Annotated in this window: 12 protein-coding genes; 3 read left to right on the top strand and 9 right to left on the bottom strand. The window is 74.6% G+C overall.

Annotation, left to right across the window (positions count from 1 at the left end):
• Positions 1-2: 2 nt before the first annotated feature.
• From BUE41_RS06555 to BUE41_RS06565, 3 genes are all read right to left on the bottom strand, one after another.
• Positions 3-2,849, bottom strand: coding sequence for a vitamin B12-dependent ribonucleotide reductase (locus BUE41_RS06555; RefSeq protein ID WP_073455980.1), 2,847 nt, complete (start codon positions 2,847-2,849; stop codon positions 3-5).
• A 212-nt stretch (positions 2,850-3,061) separates the two neighbouring features.
• Entirely contained in the window at positions 3,062-3,535 is a 474-nt protein-coding gene (gene nrdR / locus BUE41_RS06560) for a transcriptional regulator NrdR (protein WP_073455981.1), read from the bottom strand.
• Positions 3,536-3,828: 293 nt separating this feature from the next.
• The gene (locus BUE41_RS06565; protein WP_073455982.1) at positions 3,829-4,416 is read right to left on the bottom strand and encodes a hypothetical protein; all 588 of its coding nucleotides are present in this window, start codon (positions 4,414-4,416) and stop codon (positions 3,829-3,831) included.
• A 286-nt stretch (positions 4,417-4,702) separates the two neighbouring features.
• On the opposite strand from BUE41_RS06565, the gene lexA reads away from it, so the two are divergent.
• The gene (gene lexA, locus BUE41_RS06570; RefSeq protein ID WP_073455983.1) at positions 4,703-5,440 is read left to right on the top strand and encodes a transcriptional repressor LexA; all 738 of its coding nucleotides are present in this window, start codon (positions 4,703-4,705) and stop codon (positions 5,438-5,440) included.
• Between the two features lie 19 nt (positions 5,441-5,459).
• Here the strand turns inward: lexA and BUE41_RS06575 are convergent, their stop codons facing one another.
• From BUE41_RS06575 to BUE41_RS06595, 5 genes are all read right to left on the bottom strand, one after another.
• Complete coding sequence (locus BUE41_RS06575; protein ID WP_234997012.1) at positions 5,460-6,440, bottom strand: NHL repeat-containing protein; 981 nt, start codon at positions 6,438-6,440, stop codon at positions 5,460-5,462.
• Positions 6,441-6,487: 47 nt separating this feature from the next.
• Positions 6,488-7,960 carry a GTPase HflX gene (gene hflX, locus BUE41_RS06580; RefSeq protein ID WP_073455985.1) on the bottom strand — a complete coding sequence of 491 codons (1,473 nt, stop codon included), beginning with the start codon at positions 7,958-7,960 and terminating at the stop codon, positions 6,488-6,490.
• 83 nt (positions 7,961-8,043) lie between these two features.
• On the bottom strand, positions 8,044-8,883 hold the full coding sequence (dapF, locus tag BUE41_RS06585) for a diaminopimelate epimerase (RefSeq protein WP_073455986.1): 840 nt from the start codon (positions 8,881-8,883) through the stop codon (positions 8,044-8,046).
• Between the two features lie 9 nt (positions 8,884-8,892).
• Complete coding sequence (gene miaA / locus BUE41_RS06590) at positions 8,893-9,816, bottom strand: tRNA (adenosine(37)-N6)-dimethylallyltransferase MiaA (RefSeq protein ID WP_073456301.1); 924 nt, start codon at positions 9,814-9,816, stop codon at positions 8,893-8,895.
• Positions 9,813-10,505, bottom strand: a complete 693-nt coding sequence (locus tag BUE41_RS06595; RefSeq protein WP_073456303.1) for a class III extradiol ring-cleavage dioxygenase family protein — start codon at positions 10,503-10,505, stop codon at positions 9,813-9,815. Before BUE41_RS06595 ends, miaA begins: the two co-directional genes overlap by 4 nt.
• A 95-nt stretch (positions 10,506-10,600) precedes the next feature.
• Between BUE41_RS06595 and BUE41_RS06600 the strand changes: the two genes are divergently transcribed.
• Together BUE41_RS06600 and BUE41_RS30045 are read left to right on the top strand one after the other, a co-directional pair.
• A complete protein-coding gene (locus tag BUE41_RS06600; RefSeq protein ID WP_073455987.1) occupies positions 10,601-13,450 on the top strand; it encodes an ATP-binding protein in 2,850 nt (949 codons plus the stop codon).
• Complete coding sequence (locus BUE41_RS30045; RefSeq protein ID WP_143172004.1) at positions 13,369-14,079, top strand: hypothetical protein; 711 nt, start codon at positions 13,369-13,371, stop codon at positions 14,077-14,079. Before BUE41_RS06600 ends, BUE41_RS30045 begins: the two co-directional genes overlap by 82 nt.
• Before the next feature lie 2 nt (positions 14,080-14,081).
• Here the strand turns inward: BUE41_RS30045 and BUE41_RS06605 are convergent, their stop codons facing one another.
• Positions 14,082-14,828 carry a hemerythrin domain-containing protein gene (locus tag BUE41_RS06605; RefSeq protein ID WP_073455988.1) on the bottom strand — a complete coding sequence of 249 codons (747 nt, stop codon included), beginning with the start codon at positions 14,826-14,828 and terminating at the stop codon, positions 14,082-14,084.
• Positions 14,829-14,885 lie beyond the last annotated feature (57 nt).

The raw sequence follows: 14,885 nt of genomic DNA on the forward strand, positions 1-14,885 counted from the left end.
GATCAGCTGCAGCCGCTGGTGGAGCCGCACCCTTCGCACACGTAGCAGGATCCGGCGGGCCGCATCTTGGTGCCGCAGGTCATGCACAGCGGCGCGTCGGCGGCCTTGCCCAGGCGCAGCTCCAGCAGCTCGGTGGAGCTGCCGACCTCCACCGGCGCCGGCGAGGCGCCCTTCTCCGGTGCGGGCTGCGCGTCGACGGTGCTGCGCAGCGCGTCCATGTCGACCTCGGCGGGATCGGCGCCGTAGTTCTCCGCGACCTGGTTGCGCCGCTCCTCGGCCGAGAAGATGCCCAGCTGGGCGCGCTTCTCGTACGGCAGGTAGTCCAGCGCGAGCCGGCGGAACAGGTAGTCGAGCACGCTGGTGGCGATCCGGATGTCCGGGTCGTCGGTCATGCCGGCGGGCTCGAACCGCAGGTTGGAGAACTTCGAGACGTAGAACTCCAGCGGGATGCCGTACTGCAGGCCGACCGATATCGACATGGAGAACGCGTCCATCACGCCGGCCAGCGTCGAGCCCTGCTTGCCGAGCTTGACGAAGATCTCGCCCAGGCCGTCGTCCGGGTAGGAGCCCGCGGTGAGGTAGCCCTCGGCGCCGCCGACCGTGAACGACACGGTCTGGCTGGGGCGCTTCTTCGGCAACCGCTTGCGCACCGGCCGGGCCTCGACCTGCGGCTCGGCGGTCGGCTTCGCCTTCTTGCTCGCCGAGAGCGGCTGGCCGACCTTGCAGTTGTCGCGGTAGATCGCGAGTGCCTTGAGGCCGAGCTTCCAGCCCTCCATGTAGATCTTCTCGATGTCCTCGACCGTGGCCTCCTCGGGCATGTTCACGGTCTTGGAGATCGCGCCGGACAGGAACGGCTGCACCGCCGCCATCATCCGCACGTGGCCCATCGGGGCGATCGCGCGCTCCCCCATGGCGCAGTCGAACACCTCGTAGTGCTCGGGCTTGAGGCCGGGCGCGTCGACGACGTGCCCGTGCTCGGCCACGTACTCGACGATCGCCTCGATCTGCTCCACCTGGTAGCCGAGCCGCGCCAGCGCCCGCGGGACCGTCTGGTTGACGATCTGCATCGAGCCGCCGCCGACGAGCTTCTTGAACTTCACCAGCGCCAGATCGGGCTCGATGCCGGTGGTGTCGCAGTCCATCATCAGCCCGATGGTGCCGGTGGGCGCCAGCACCGAGGCCTGCGAGTTGCGCCAGCCGTTGCGGGCGCCGATCTCCAGGCAGTCCTGCCACACCTCGGTGGCGCGCTTGTGGATCGGCGCGCTCGCGACGAACGTGCGCACGTCGTCGTTCGCGGCGGCGTGCTTGCGCATGACGCGCTGGTGGGCGGAGGCGTTGCGCTCGTAACCCTCGTACGGGCCGACCACGCCGGCCAGCTCCGCCGAGCGCTTGTACGACGCCGCCGTCATCAGCGAGGTGATCGACGCGGCCAGCGCGCGCCCGCCGTCGGAATCGTACGCGTGGCCGGTGGCCATCAGCAGCGCGCCCAGGTTGGCGTAGCCGATGCCGAGCTGGCGGAACCTCCGCGTGGTCTGCGCGATCGGCTCCGTCGGGAAGTCCGCGAAGCAGATCGAGATGTCCATCGCGGTGATGATCAGCTCGACGGCCTTCTCGAACCGCTCGACGTCGAACGTGCCGTCGTCCTTGAGGAACTTCAGCAGGTTCAGCGACGCCAGGTTGCAGCTGGAGTTGTCCAGGTGCATGTACTCCGAGCACGGGTTGGACGCGGTGATGCGGCCCGACTCGGGGCAGGTGTGCCAGTCGTTGATCGTGTCGTCGTACTGGATGCCGGGGTCACCGCACGCCCACGCCGCCTGCGCGATCGTGCGGAACAGCCAGCGGGCGTCGACCTTGTCGATCACCTCGCCGGTGAGCCGGGCCCGCAGGCCGAACTCACCGCCGGCCTCCACGGCGCGCATGAACTCGTCGGACACGCGCACCGAGTTGTTGGCGTTCTGGTACTGGACCGAGGTGATGTCGGCGCCGCCGAGGTCCATGTCGAAGCCCGCGTCGCGCAGGACGCGGATCTTCTCCTCCTCCTTGGCCTTGGTCTCGACGAACTCGACGATGTCGGGGTGGTCGACGTCGAGGACGACCATCTTCGCCGCGCGCCGGGTGGCGCCGCCGGACTTGATGGTGCCCGCGCTCGCGTCGGCGCCGCGCATGAACGACACCGGGCCGGAGGCGGTGCCGCCGGAGGACAGCAGCTCCTTCGACGAGCGGATCCGGGACAGGTTCAGACCGGCACCGGAGCCGCCCTTGAAGATCAGGCCCTCCTCCCGGTACCAGTTCAGGATCGACTCCATCGTGTCGTCGACCGAGAGGATGAAGCACGCCGAGACCTGCTGCGGGCTGGACGTGCCGACGTTGAACCAGACCGGCGAGTTGAAGCTGAACACCTGGTGCAGCAGCATCCAGGTCAGCTCGTGCTCGAAGATCTCGGCGTCCTCCTCGGACGCGAAGTAGCCGTTCTCGACGCCGGCGCGCCGGTAGACCGACACGACGCGGTCGATGAGCTGACGCAGGCTCGACTCGCGCTGCGGGCTGCCGACGGCGCCGCGGAAGTACTTGCTGGTGACGATGTTGGTGGCGTTCACCGACCAGAAGTCGGGGAACTCCACGCCGCGCTGCTCGAAGTTCACCGAGCCGTCGCGCCAGTTCGTCATGACGACGTCGCGCTTCTCCCACGTGACCTCGTCGTAGGGGTGCACCCCGGGCGTCGTGAAGATCCGCTCCACGGTGATCCCCCTCGGCTGCGCCGCCGACGACTCGGCCTTGGACGTCGTCTTCTTGCCTCGCCCGGAGCGCGGCGCGCTCGGTGTCCTCGACGTCCCGACGGTCTCGGCCATGCTCTTCCTTCCTCGAGATCCGGCGGGCTGGGGACCGCCGGAGCTCTGCTCGGACCTTCCTGCGGGCACGCCGGGGCGCCCGTTCCTGCGGTGTGCGTCTCGTTGCACGGTCGTGCGGGTCGTGCCGCTGCGGTCTGCGGCGTTCGTGCTGGTACGGGTGTGGATCGGTCGATGGGTGCCGTGCACGCAGCGCCGCCTCGACGCGACCCCGATCAGTTCGGGGGCGCCGTGGCTCCGCTGCCGTGGATGCGCCGGAGCTCGGCGATCTCCTTCTCGAAGTCCTCTATGGATGAGAACGAGCGGTAGACGCTCGCGAAACGGAGGTATGCCACCTCGTCGAGCTCCCGCAGCGGACCGAGGATGGCCAGGCCGACCTCGTGGCTGGGGATCTCGGCCGTGCCACCGGCGCGGATCGACTCCTCGACCCGGTGCGCGAGCTGCTGCAACGCGTCCTCGTCGACCGGGCGGCCCTGGCAGGCGCGGCGGACCCCGTTGACCACCTTCTCCCGGCTGAACGGCTCGGTGACCCCGCTGCGCTTCACCACGGCGAGGACGGGCTCCTCCACGGTGGTGAACCGGCGCCCGCACGCGCCGCACGACCGCCGGCGGCGGGTGGCCTGCCCGTCGTCGACCTCTCGCGAGTCGATGACCCGGCAGTCGGAGTGCCGGCAGAACGGACAACGCATGGTGGAACCGGGCCCCTCACAGGTCGTCTTCGGAACGCGACCGGTTGGCGAACGACAACCATGTAACCACAACATATTGGGGTCGACCAAGTCGGACCCCCCTATCGGTGCCGGCTCCGCGCCCGAAGGGGCAGTACGCTGCGCCGAGCGGTCCGGCCGTGCGCGCAGCGTCATCCGGCGGCCACGGGCCGCGCGTCACCGCACCCTCGCGACCACCGGTGTGAGGGAGCGATGCACCGGGTCCAGTGACCGCGCGCACTGCGGGAACGCGGCCGCGACCGCCGAACCGCCGCTCAGCGCGTAGCCGCGCGACCCTCCGGCGACACCAGCACCGCGACCTCCGCCGCACCGTCACCCGCGCTGCGCGCCTCGGCCGCCGCCGACGCCAGCAGCCCCAGCAGCACCACCGTGGCCGCCGCCCCGACGAACAGCCCGACCCCGGCGAGGAACCGCCGGCCCGCGTCCGGAGCGAGCGCGAACCGGCGACCGACCGGCCGGTCCCAGCCGGCGGCCCGCATCGCCGCGCGCACCGCACCCCGCCCCGACTCGCGCACCGGCCCCCGCCGCGGCGCGGGCACCTCGACCGCGGCCGGCGCCGACCCCGCCGGCGCCCGGTCCAGCAGCCGTTCGCCGGCCCGCCCGCCGAACAGCGGCACGACCACCGCGACGGGCTCCGCACGCCCGGCCGCCCACGCCTGCCGCGGCGAACGGCCCGCCGGGACGGCCACCACGGGCCGGACCGGCCGCGGCCGGCCGCCCCGGCGGCGCACCCGGGGCGCCGCCTCGTCGACCGCACCCTCGGCGACACCCGCCGGCGCACCCTGCGCCGTGCCCACCGCCGCCGTGCCCACCGCCGCCGTGCTCGCTGCCTCGATCCGCATGAGCGCCTCCTGTCGTCGCCCCGCCCCGACCCGACCCGAACGCTCGCACAAGTGTTCGAACCGACGTCGGGGACTGTGTACCACCCGGCGCCGACGAAAATCGACAGAAGTCCGCGTGTCGTTCGAACATGTGTTTGTGCTGAGGTGGGATTCCGGCTACGGTTCACCCGGAAGCACGACCGGGCCGGCCGTTCCAGGCGGTGCGAGCCGCACGGACCCCGGCGGGCCGCCACCACCACGAGACCGCGCACCGGCGCAGGCCCCAGGACACCGAAGGAGCGACACGATGGCACCCGACCAGCCCGAGACACCGACCGGCGAGGGCGCCGGCGCCGGGACGGGGGCCCGGGTCAGCACCTTCCCCGAGCCGGCGGCGGAGGCCCCCGGCCTCACCCCGCGCCAGCGCAAGGTGCTGGAGGTGATCCGCGACTGGGTCAACCGGTTCGGCTACCCGCCGAGCGTGCGGGAGATCGGCGACGCGGTCGGGCTGACCTCCACGTCGTCGGTGCACCACCAGCTGCGCGCCCTGGAGAAGAAGGGCTACCTGCGCCGCGACCCCAACCGCACCCGCGCGGTCGACGTACGCGGGCCGGAGGAGCACGGCGACACCGACCCGCACACCGGAGCCAGCGCGGCCGACGAGCGGCCCACGCCCGCGTTCGTCCCGGTGCTGGGCAACATCGCTGCGGGCGGCCCGATCCTGGCCGAGCAGGCCGTGGAGAGCGTGTTCCCGCTGCCGCGGGAGATCGTCGGCGAGGGCGAGCTGTTCCTGCTCAAGGTGCGCGGCGACTCGATGGTCGAGGCCGCGATCACCGACGGCGACTGGGTCGTGGTGCGCCAGCAGCCCGACGCGGAGAACGGCGAGATCGTCGCCGCCATGCTCGACGGGGAAGCCACCGTCAAGACGTTCAAGCACCGCGACGGACACATCTGGCTGATGCCGGCGAACCCGGCCTACCAGCCCATCCCGGGCGACGACGCGACCATCCTCGGCCGCGTGGTCGCAGTGCTGCGCAGGCTCTGAGCAGCGCAGGGACCGCGGTTCAGGCCCGGCGGCGCCCGCGCAGCCCCATCGCCAGCGCGAGCAGCAGGAGCAACCCGGTGACGATCCCACCGCCGATCACGGCAGGCCCCCAGACCGGGCCGGACGACGGCTCCTCCGCCGCGGGCGGCTCGAACACGGCGTCACCGCCGGCCACGAGCGCAGCGGCCCCGCGCACGGCACGCAGCTCGCCGCGCACCCCGTTGCGGGTCTCGCCCGCTGAGTAGAGCGTGCCGTCCGGGCCGAACGCGATCGCCTCGCCCTGCGGCTCGTCGGGCAGCGGCACCCGCACCGCTGCTGCTCCGGTCACCGCGGCCGCGACGTCGCCGTCGCGCACCGGGTACAGCCAGGCGTCGGTGTAGCTGCGCAACGCGACCACGCTGCCGTCCGCGCTCTGCGCCGCGCCCGTGACCAGCCGGCTGCCGAGCCCGCCCAGCGGCCCCGTCGTGCCGTTCGAGGCGGGCAGCGCGGCGGTCCCGACGCGCTCCAGCGGGGTGGGGCCCACCCCGGCTGGGGGTTCGACCGTGCGGTACACCCCGGCTCCGAACGGGCCCTCCTTCGTGACGATCACGGGCCGGCCGGCGCCGTCGACGACGAGCGCCTCAGCGTCGTGCGCCCCGTCGGGGTAGGTGAGCCGGTGCAGCCGCGGCTCGCCCTGCTCGGGCAGCACGATCACGGCGACGGTGTCGCGCACGCGGCCGTTGTCGCCGATGTCGCCGACCCACAGCGCGCCGTCCGGGCCGAGCGCGAGGTCCTCGGCGTCGCGCGGATCGATGTCCGCGGTGCGGGTCTCGACGATCGCGCAGGTCACCGGGTCGATCCGGTGGACGGTCACGCGCCGGCCGCCGTCCGGGATCGCCCAGATGCCGCCAGCGGCGTCGACGACCAGCCCGGACAGCTCGGCGAGCCGCCGGTCGGTCACCGTGCACAACAGCTCCGGTTCGGGGACCGCCGCCGCCGTGCCCACCAGGGCGGCGAGCACCACGGCGACGCTCGCGAACCGGCGCCGCGAGCAGGGGTACCGGGCCGCTACGGCGCCACCTCTTCCACCGCCGCCCCGGTCTCTTCTTCGGCGGCCGCACCGGTCCGTGCGTACGGCAGCAGCGCCTGCGCCAGGTCAGGGCCGACCCGGGCGTGCAGCAAGGTGCCTTCGGCGGTGTGCTTCTCCTCGAGCACCTCGCCGTCGGCGTGCACCCGCGACACCAGCGCGCCCTGCGTGAACGGCACCAGCGCCGTCAACTCGACCTCGGGCCGCGGCAGCCGGGCCGCGATCTCGGCGCGGAGCTTGTCGATGCCGTCGCCGCGGCGGGCGGAGACGAACACCGCGTCGGGCAGCAGGTGGCGCAGCCGGGCGAGCTGCAGGTCGTCGGCCGCGTCGATCTTGTTGACGACGAGCAGCTCCGGCGGCATCCGTCCGTCGCGCTCCTCACCGATCTCGACGAGCACCTGCCGGACGGCCTTGATCTGGTCCTCCGGCAGCGCGTCCGAGGCGTCGACGACGTGCAGCAGCAGGTCCGCCTCGGCGGTCTCCTCCAACGTGGAGCGGAACGCCTCGACGAGCTGGTGCGGCAGGTGCCGCACGAACCCGACGGTGTCGGTCAGGGTGTACACGCGCCCGTCGCTCGTCGTGGCCCGCCGAGTGGTCGGGTCCAGCGTGGCGAACAGGGCGTCCTCGACGAGCACGCCGGCGTCGGTGAGCCGGTTGAGCAGGCTCGACTTGCCGGCGTTGGTGTAGCCGACGATCGCGACCGACGGCACCTCGTGGCGCCGGCGGGAGCTGCGCTGCGTCTCGCGGATCTGCTTCATGCCGGCGATCTCGCGGCGCAACTTGGACATGCGGGCGCGGATGCGCCGGCGATCCAGCTCGATCTTCGTCTCACCGGGGCCGCGGCCGCCGATCCCGACGCCGCCCGCGGCGCGGCCGCCGACCTGGCGGGACAACGCCTCACCCCACCCGCGCAGCCGCGGGAGCAGGTAGGACAGCTGGGCCAGCTCGACCTGCGCCTTGCCCTCCTTCGAGCGGGCGTGCTGGGCGAAGATGTCGAGGATCAGCGCGGTCCGGTCGATGACCTTGACCTTGAGCCGTTCCTCCAGCTCGCGCAGCTGGCCGGGCGACAGCTCGCCGTCGCAGATCACGGTGTCGGCGCCGGCCTCCTCGACCGCGGCGCGCAGCTCGTCGACCTTCCCGGCACCGATGAACGTGGCTGGGTCGGGCCGGGACCGGCGCTGCACCAGGCCGCCGAGGACCTGGGAGCCCGCGGTCTCGGCGAGCCGGGCGAGCTCCTCGAGCGAGGCGCGCATCTGCGCCGACGTACCCTCCGTCCAGACGCCGACCAGCACGACGCGCTCGAGGCGCAGCTGCCGGTACTCGACCTCGGTGACGTCGGTGAGTTCGGTGGACAGGCCCGCGACGCGGCGGAGCGAGGAGCGCTCCTCCAGATCCAGGTCGCCGGTCGTGGTGCGGGGTCCGGCCGTGGTGGCGGACAGGACGGGTTCAGTCATCGTGGTAGCCATGCTCCCACGTCAACGCCGGGTTGTCCGCCGGGATTCCCGCTGCTGATCCCGATGGGTCTCGCGGTGCCGGCTCAGGCGGGGTTCGCCCACCACTCGTCGGACAGCTCGCCCTCGGCCACGAGGACGGCGGGCCCGCACAGCGTCGTGCCGTCGGGGGTGACGGTGACGCGCAGCCGCCCACCCGGCGTGGTGACGGCGACGGTGCCCTCGGCGCGCCCGGCGTGGTGCAGGGATGCGACCACGGCCGCGACGGTGCCGGTGCCGCAGGAGCGGGTCTCCCCCACCCCGCGCTCGTGCACGCGCATCGTGATCGCGTCGTCGCGCAGCGGCGAGACGAACTCGACGTTGACGCCGTTCGGGAAGAGGTCCGGATCGTGATCGGGCGCGGCGGTGAGGTCGAGCGCGGCGATCGGCTCGCCGGTGATGCACACCAGGTGCGGGTTGCCGACGTCGACCGCGACGCCCGGGTACACCTTGTCCCCCACGCGGGCGCTGCTGCGCGCCCCGACGACCGCCGGGCCCATGCCCACGGCGACGTCCCCGTGGACGGCGTCGCCCCCGGCGAAGGAGACGCTGCGCAGCCCGGCGCGGGTACCGATGGTGAACTCCGGCTCGCCGACCAGGCCGGCCGCGGCGAGGTAGCGGGCGAACACCCGCACGCCGTTTCCGCACATCTCGGCGATGCTGCCGTCGGCGTTGCGGTAGTCCATGAACCACTCGACGCCGGGTTCGGGCTCGCCGACCCCGGGCAGGGCCTTCCAGCGGACCACCCGCAGCACGCCGTCGGCGCCCAGGCCGCGGCGGCGATCGCACAGTGCGGCCACCCGCTCGGGCGTCAGGTCGAGCGCGCCGTCGGGATCGGGCAGCACCACGAAGTCGTTCTGGGTGCCGTGGCCCTTGCTGAACCGCACCCGATCAGCCTACGCGGGTGATCCGGCCCGGCCGCGCACCACCGCGAGGGCCCGTTCCCGCAGGTCCGGGGCCGCGCCGTCCAGCCATGTGTAGCGCTTGTCACGGCGGAACCAGGACCGCTGCCGGCGCACGAACCGGCGGGTGCCCACCACGGTGTCGACGGCCGCGCGGGCCATGTCCCCGCCCGGCAGCTCAGCGAGCACCTGCTGGTAGCCGAGCGCACGCGACGCCGTCGGGCCGTCGGCCAGCCCGGCCGGGAGCAGCCCGCGCACCTCGTCCACGAGTCCGGCGGCGAACATGCGGGCCACGCGCCGGGCGATGCGCGCGTCCAGCTCCGCCGTGTCCCGGTCGACGGCGAGCAGGACCGCGTCGTAGCGGGGCGGGCCGGGCTCGGGCAGGCGCGCGCGGAACGGTTTGCCGGTCAGCGCGATCACCTCCAGCGCACGCACGATCCGCCGCCCGTTGGTGGGCAGCACCGCTTCGGCGGCGGCCGGGTCGAGCTCGGCCAGCCGGGCGTGCATGGCCTGCGGGCCGCGCTCGGCGAGCTCGGCCTCCAGCCGCGCGCGCAGGGCCGGGTCGGTGCCCGGGAACTCCAGATCGTCCAGCACCGACTGGATGTACAGGCCGCTGCCGCCCACGAGCACCGGGGTGCGCCCGGCGGCGCGCAGCCGCTCGATGATCTCCCGCGCCCGCCGCTGGTAGGCCGCGACCGACGCCGTCTGCGTGACGTCCAGGACGTCGAGCAGGTGGTGCGGCACGCCGGCGCGCTCGGCCGGACGGAGCTTGGCGGTGCCGATGTCCATGCCGCGGTAGAGCTGGGACGCGTCGGCGTTGATCACCTCACCGCCCAGCTCAACGGCCAGCGCGACGCCCAGGTCGGACTTGCCCGTGGCCGTCGGGCCCGCGACGACCACCAGCGGCGGCGGGCTCACCGCTCCCACACCGCCACGTGGTAGTGCACGCCGAACGGCGCGGCCGAGTAGCCGCGCTCGACGCGCCAGGCCGCGCCCTGCGCCGCGCCCGCCATCACCAACCACGGCGCCCGCCCCGACACCCACAGCTCGGCGGCCGGTCCCGGGTCGGCCACGGCGGCGGCGAGCGCCGCGGGATCGCCCGCGGCCAGCGCGTCGGCGACGGCGGCGTCGTAGGCGTGAGCGCGCTCGTCGAAGTAGCCGGGGGCCTTCTCGGTGTGCTTGGCCGAGCCGTCCCCGACGACCAGCAGCGCGGTGGTCGCCCTGGCCAGCTCGGTGCCGAGCGCGGCGCACTCCCGAGCCGGGGTGTCCGGGGCGACCAGCTCGCCGCGCAGCGTGACGCCGAGCCCCTCGGCCAGCCAGGAGGCGATCAGCAGCGGCAGCGGCAGCTCGGGATCGACCGGACCGGCGGCGCCGGGCGACATCCCCACGACGACGTCGGCGCCGAAGCCGGCGAAGGTGCCGCGGGCGTCCGCGCCGACCGAGCGGCGGCCGCCCGCGTCGGACCCGACGACGATCCACTCCGCCGACGCCGAGGCCAGCCGACGGCCCGCGGCCAGCACCGCGGCGCGCAGGTCCGCGGTCTCCTCGGCCGCGCCGGTGGCCAGCTGCGGGACCAGCAGGGGCGGCTCCGGCACGACCGCGATCATCGACAGCACGCGGGCGAGACTAGAACGGGCACGCCCGGTGACGCCGATCGACCGGGAGCGGTGATCCGCGTGCCGAGAGGCCGCACCGCTGCTCCATGCTGTCGCCCGTGCGGGTGGACGTACTGGGGACCCTCAGGGCATTCCGCGGCGGTGAGCCGGTCGAGCTCGCCGGCCGCAAGCAGCGGCAGGTGCTCGCGGCGCTCGCGCTGCACGGCGGCCGGCCGGTGTCCGTCGACGCCCTCGTCGATCTGCTGTGGGGCGACGCGCCGCCGCCGAGCGCCGTGCCGACCCTGCAGGTCTACGTCGCGGGCCTGCGCCGCGCCCTCGAACCCGACCGGCCCGCCCGCACCCGCGCCCAGGTCGTCGTCACGGTCACGCCCGGTTACGCCCTTCGGCTGCCCGACGGCGCCCTCGACGCGGCCCGGTTCTGCACCGCCGTGACCGCCGCCCACCAGCGCCTGAGCACCTGGGCCGGCGGCGCGACCGGGCCCGCCGTCGCCCGGCCCGGGCTCAGCGCCGGTGAGCTGGTCGAGGTGGTCGGAGAGCTCGACGCCGCGCTCGCGTCGTGGCGGGGGATCCCGTACGTCGAGCTGGGTGAGCTGCCCGCCGCGGTCGCGGAACGGGCGCGGCTGGCCGAGCTGCGCATGGTCGCGCTCGAGGACCGAGCGGCCGCCCTTCTGGCCCTCGGCCGGCACGCGACGGTCGCGGCGGAGCTGGAGGCGCTGACGGCGGAGCATCCGCTGCGCGAACGGCTCTGGCTCCTGCGGGTGATGGCGCTGGCCGGTGCGGACCGGCAGGCGGATGGCCTGCAAGCGCTGCGGCAGGTGCGCCGGATCCTCGCCGACGAGCTGGGCCTGGATCCGGGGGCCGCGCTGCAGGAACTGGAGGGCGCGATCCTGCGCCGGGACCCCGCCGTCGTCGGGCGGTCGGCCCCCGTCGCCGGTTCCCCTGCTCGGCCCGCCCCGGCCCGGCCGCTGCCCGGCACCGACCTCAGCACCGACATCGGCACCGGCACTGCCGATCCGCGGTCCTGGCCGCTCGTCGGCCGCGCCGCGGAACTGGCCGAGCTGGAGGAGCTCCTGGCCGTGGCGGCCCGCGGGATCCCGCAGTTCGCGGTGCTGGTGGGCGAGCCGGGGATCGGGAAGACGCGCCTGGGTCAGGAGCTGGCGGCCCGGGCCCGGGAGCACGGTTTCACGGTGCTCGTGGGGCGGTGCTCGGAGGAGGAGACCGCGCCGCCGCTGTGGCCGTGGGCGGGCGTCCTGCGTGGGCTGCAGGAGTCGGCCGAGAGCGGCTCCGAGCAGGTCCGCGCGGACCTTGCGGAGGTCGTCGCGCTGTTCTCGCCGGCGCCGGACCGGAGCACGCGGGCGGCCGGCGCCTTCCTGCCCGACGATGCCGACGCCTCCCGCTTCCTGCTGTGGAGCGCGGTGGCGCGGGTGCTCGTCGCCGCCTCCGGCCAACGCCCCCTCCTGGTGATCATCGAGGACCTGCACTGGGCCGATCCGTCGTCGCTGCGGCTGCTGTGCCACCTCGCCGAGGCGTTCACCGCGGGCCGGATCCTCGTCCTGGCCACCCGCCGCGCCCATCCCGAGCCCACCGGTGTCCTGGCCCGCGCCTGCGCGGCCCTGGCCCGCCGGCACGCGACCCGGCTGGACCTGGCCGGCCTGTCCGTCGCGGAGACCGCGGCGCTGGTGGAAGCGGTCTCCCACCGTGCGCCCGATCCCGGCGAGGCCGAGCGGCTGCGCGAACGGACGGAGGGCAACCCCTTCTTCGTCGTCGAGCTGGTGCGGTTGCTCGCCACCGGGCCTGCCGGGGACCAGGACCTGCCGGCCGCGGTGACCGACGTCATCGCCCGCCGGGTGGCGCACCTGCCGGCGGACACCCGCGACCTGCTGCGCACCGCATCGGTCATCGGCCGCCGGTTCGATCTGGCCCCGCTCGCCGCCGCGAGCGGCTGCGACGAGGAGGGCGTGCTCGACGCCCTCGATCCCGCCCTCGCCGCCGGCGTGATCGCCGAGGAGGAGACGGTTGACCGGTTCCGGTTCGCCCACGCCCTCGTCCGCGACGCCGTCTACGCCGAGCTGCCGAAGGCGCGCCGGGCGCGCCGCCACGCGGCGGTGGCCCGCGCGCTGGAGGCCGGGGCGGGCCCGGGCGCACCGGACCGGCGCTCGGAGATCGCCGCGCACTGGCTCGCCGCCGGGCCCGCCCACGCGGCCGAGGCCTGGCGCGCGGCGGCCGCGGCGGCCGAGCGGGCCCGCCGGGTGTACGCCCACGAGGAGGCCGCGACGCTGTTGCAGGCCGCCCTCGACGCGCAGCGCGCCGACGTCTCGGCCACCTCGCTCGACCGCTACGCCCTGCTGCTGGCCCGCGCCGACGCCTGCCGCTGGTCGGCCGACCGGAAGGGGGTCGACGCGGCGCTCGTGGAGGCGGTGGCCGAGGCGGAGCGGGCGGGCGACCTCGAGCGCATGGCGCGGGCGGCCGTCGGCGTGGCCGAGGGGGCGCTGTGGCAGATCCGCGACTACGGGCAGGTGGAGGAGCGGATGGTCGCCGTCTTGCGCCGCGCCTCGCAGGAGCTGCCGCCGCACGACAGCGAGCTGCGCTGCCGGGTGCTGATCGTGCTGGCCGGCGAGTTGTACTACGGCGGCTCCCCGGCGTACCGGGAGGCCTCGTCGAGCAGGGGATGGCGACGGCCCGCCGGATCGGCGATCCGGCGCTGCTCATCTGGGCCTGCCAGACGGCGTTCCTCGCCCTCTGGCGGGCGGCCACGGCACCGCAGCGGATGCGCCTGGCCGAGGAGGCGGTCCAGGTCGCCGACCGGCTGGGCGATCCCCGGTGGCAGGCCCTGGCGCACACGCTGCTGGCGATCGTGCTGGGCGAGACCGGCCGGATCGACCGGATGCAGGCCGAGATCGACCGCGCCCGGGGCATCGCCGAACCGCTGCGGATGACGTACGTGCTGGTCGTCCTGAGCGATCTCGACTTCGCCTGGCTGGCGATGCGCGGGCGGTTCGCCGAGGCCGAGCGGATCATCGCGTGGCGGGAAGGACTCGCCGCTGGGGAGTCGATCCCCACGCACGCGGAGTCCCTCGTCGGGGCGCGCATGGCGCTGGGCCTGTGGCAGGGCCGTGCGGCGGAGCTGCTGCCGGCGTTCGAGGAGTTCGCCGCGCACAGCCCGTTCAACATGAACCTGCTCGTCCTCGCGCTGCTGGTGCGGGACGGCCGGGTGGCCGAGGCCCGCGCCCGCTACGACCGGCACGGCCTGCGGCCGGTCGGCGACGACTGGATGTCGGTCATCGAGCACTGCCTGACGGCCGAGGTCGCCTTCGCGCTCGGGCTGCCCGCCGTGGCGCGCGCGGCGTACCGGTGGTTGTCCCCGTACGCGGGGCGGGTGTGCAGCGCGGGGTTCAGCCTCGCGATGGGGCCGGTGGACGCGTTCCTGGCCCTGGCCGCCGCAGCCACGGGGGAACTCCGGGTCGCGGCCGGGCACGCCGACGACGCGCTGGCGCTGTGCGCGCGGTGGGAGATCCCGCTGGTCGCGCGGTGGCTGCGCGGCCGGCGGGAGCAGGGCGGGTGCTGACGTCACACGTACGGCCAGATGTGGCGGAAGGCCCTGCGTTCCCGCCGTTCGAACGACCGGCGCCACAGCAGCCGCCACAGCAGTTCCAGCGGTTTGCCCGCCATGCTGGCGACGACCCGCGGCAGGTGGTGGGCGGGCAGCCCGTGCAAGCACCAGGACGCCATGCCGGGCAGTTGTCGCGCAGCGTAGGCGGACTTGAAGTACTCGTGCTCCACCCGCGCCCACTCGGCGTCGGTCAGGTACCGCTGGACCATCGCCATCGCCTCGGTCTCCTCGTGGGCGAGGTGCCGCGACAACCGCTCGCCCACGGCGACGACGCGCACCCCCAGCGCGTCCCGCGCGTCGCCGTCGGGGTGCGCGGCCAGCCGGGCGAAGCCGGCCGCGCAGGCCTGCAGGAGCGGGTCGATCTCGGCGTGCTCGGCCTCCATCGCCGCCAGCGTCTCGCGCCCCACCCGGTCCCCGGCAGCGTCCGCGCGGCGCCGCAGCAGCGGCCACAGGCCGGTGTCCTCCCCGCGGTGGTGCTTGTGCAGGACGGTGGAGAACCACGTCCACCTGTCTGCCAGCGCTCGCCAGGCCGCTCGGTCCTCGACGGGGGTCCGGGCCACGGCGGCGGCGAAGGCAACCAGATCGCGGCGGAAGGCGTAGTGCATGAGGTACATCCCGATCAGGTCGACCGGTCCGGCCGGCGCGGCCGCCTGACGGGGGAACATCACCTGGTCGACGTGCTCGGTGCGGGTCGTTGCTGGCATCGGGTCTCCTCACCTCGGCCGGCGCTCGGTGCGGCCGGACACCCACACCGTGGGCGC

It is taken from the genome of Pseudonocardia thermophila (genome assembly GCF_900142365.1).
Classification (GTDB): Bacteria; Actinomycetota; Actinomycetes; order Mycobacteriales; family Pseudonocardiaceae; genus Pseudonocardia; species Pseudonocardia thermophila.

Excerpts from the sequence above, each read along its gene's own strand:
- BUE41_RS06555 (WP_073455980.1), bottom strand. The coding sequence starts at position 2,849 with ATGGCCGAGACCGTCGGGACGTCGAGGACACCGAGCGCGCCGCGCTCC.
- nrdR (WP_073455981.1), bottom strand. The coding sequence starts at position 3,535 with ATGCGTTGTCCGTTCTGCCGGCACTCCGACTGCCGGGTCATCGACTCG.
- BUE41_RS06565 (WP_073455982.1), bottom strand. The coding sequence starts at position 4,416 with ATGCGGATCGAGGCAGCGAGCACGGCGGCGGTGGGCACGGCGGCGGTG.
- lexA (WP_073455983.1), top strand. The coding sequence starts at position 4,703 with ATGGCACCCGACCAGCCCGAGACACCGACCGGCGAGGGCGCCGGCGCC.
- hflX (WP_073455985.1), bottom strand. The coding sequence starts at position 7,960 with ATGACTGAACCCGTCCTGTCCGCCACCACGGCCGGACCCCGCACCACG.
- BUE41_RS06595 (WP_073456303.1), bottom strand. The coding sequence starts at position 10,505 with ATGATCGCGGTCGTGCCGGAGCCGCCCCTGCTGGTCCCGCAGCTGGCC.
- BUE41_RS06600 (WP_073455987.1), top strand. The coding sequence starts at position 10,601 with ATGCTGTCGCCCGTGCGGGTGGACGTACTGGGGACCCTCAGGGCATTC.
- BUE41_RS06605 (WP_073455988.1), bottom strand. The coding sequence starts at position 14,828 with ATGCCAGCAACGACCCGCACCGAGCACGTCGACCAGGTGATGTTCCCC.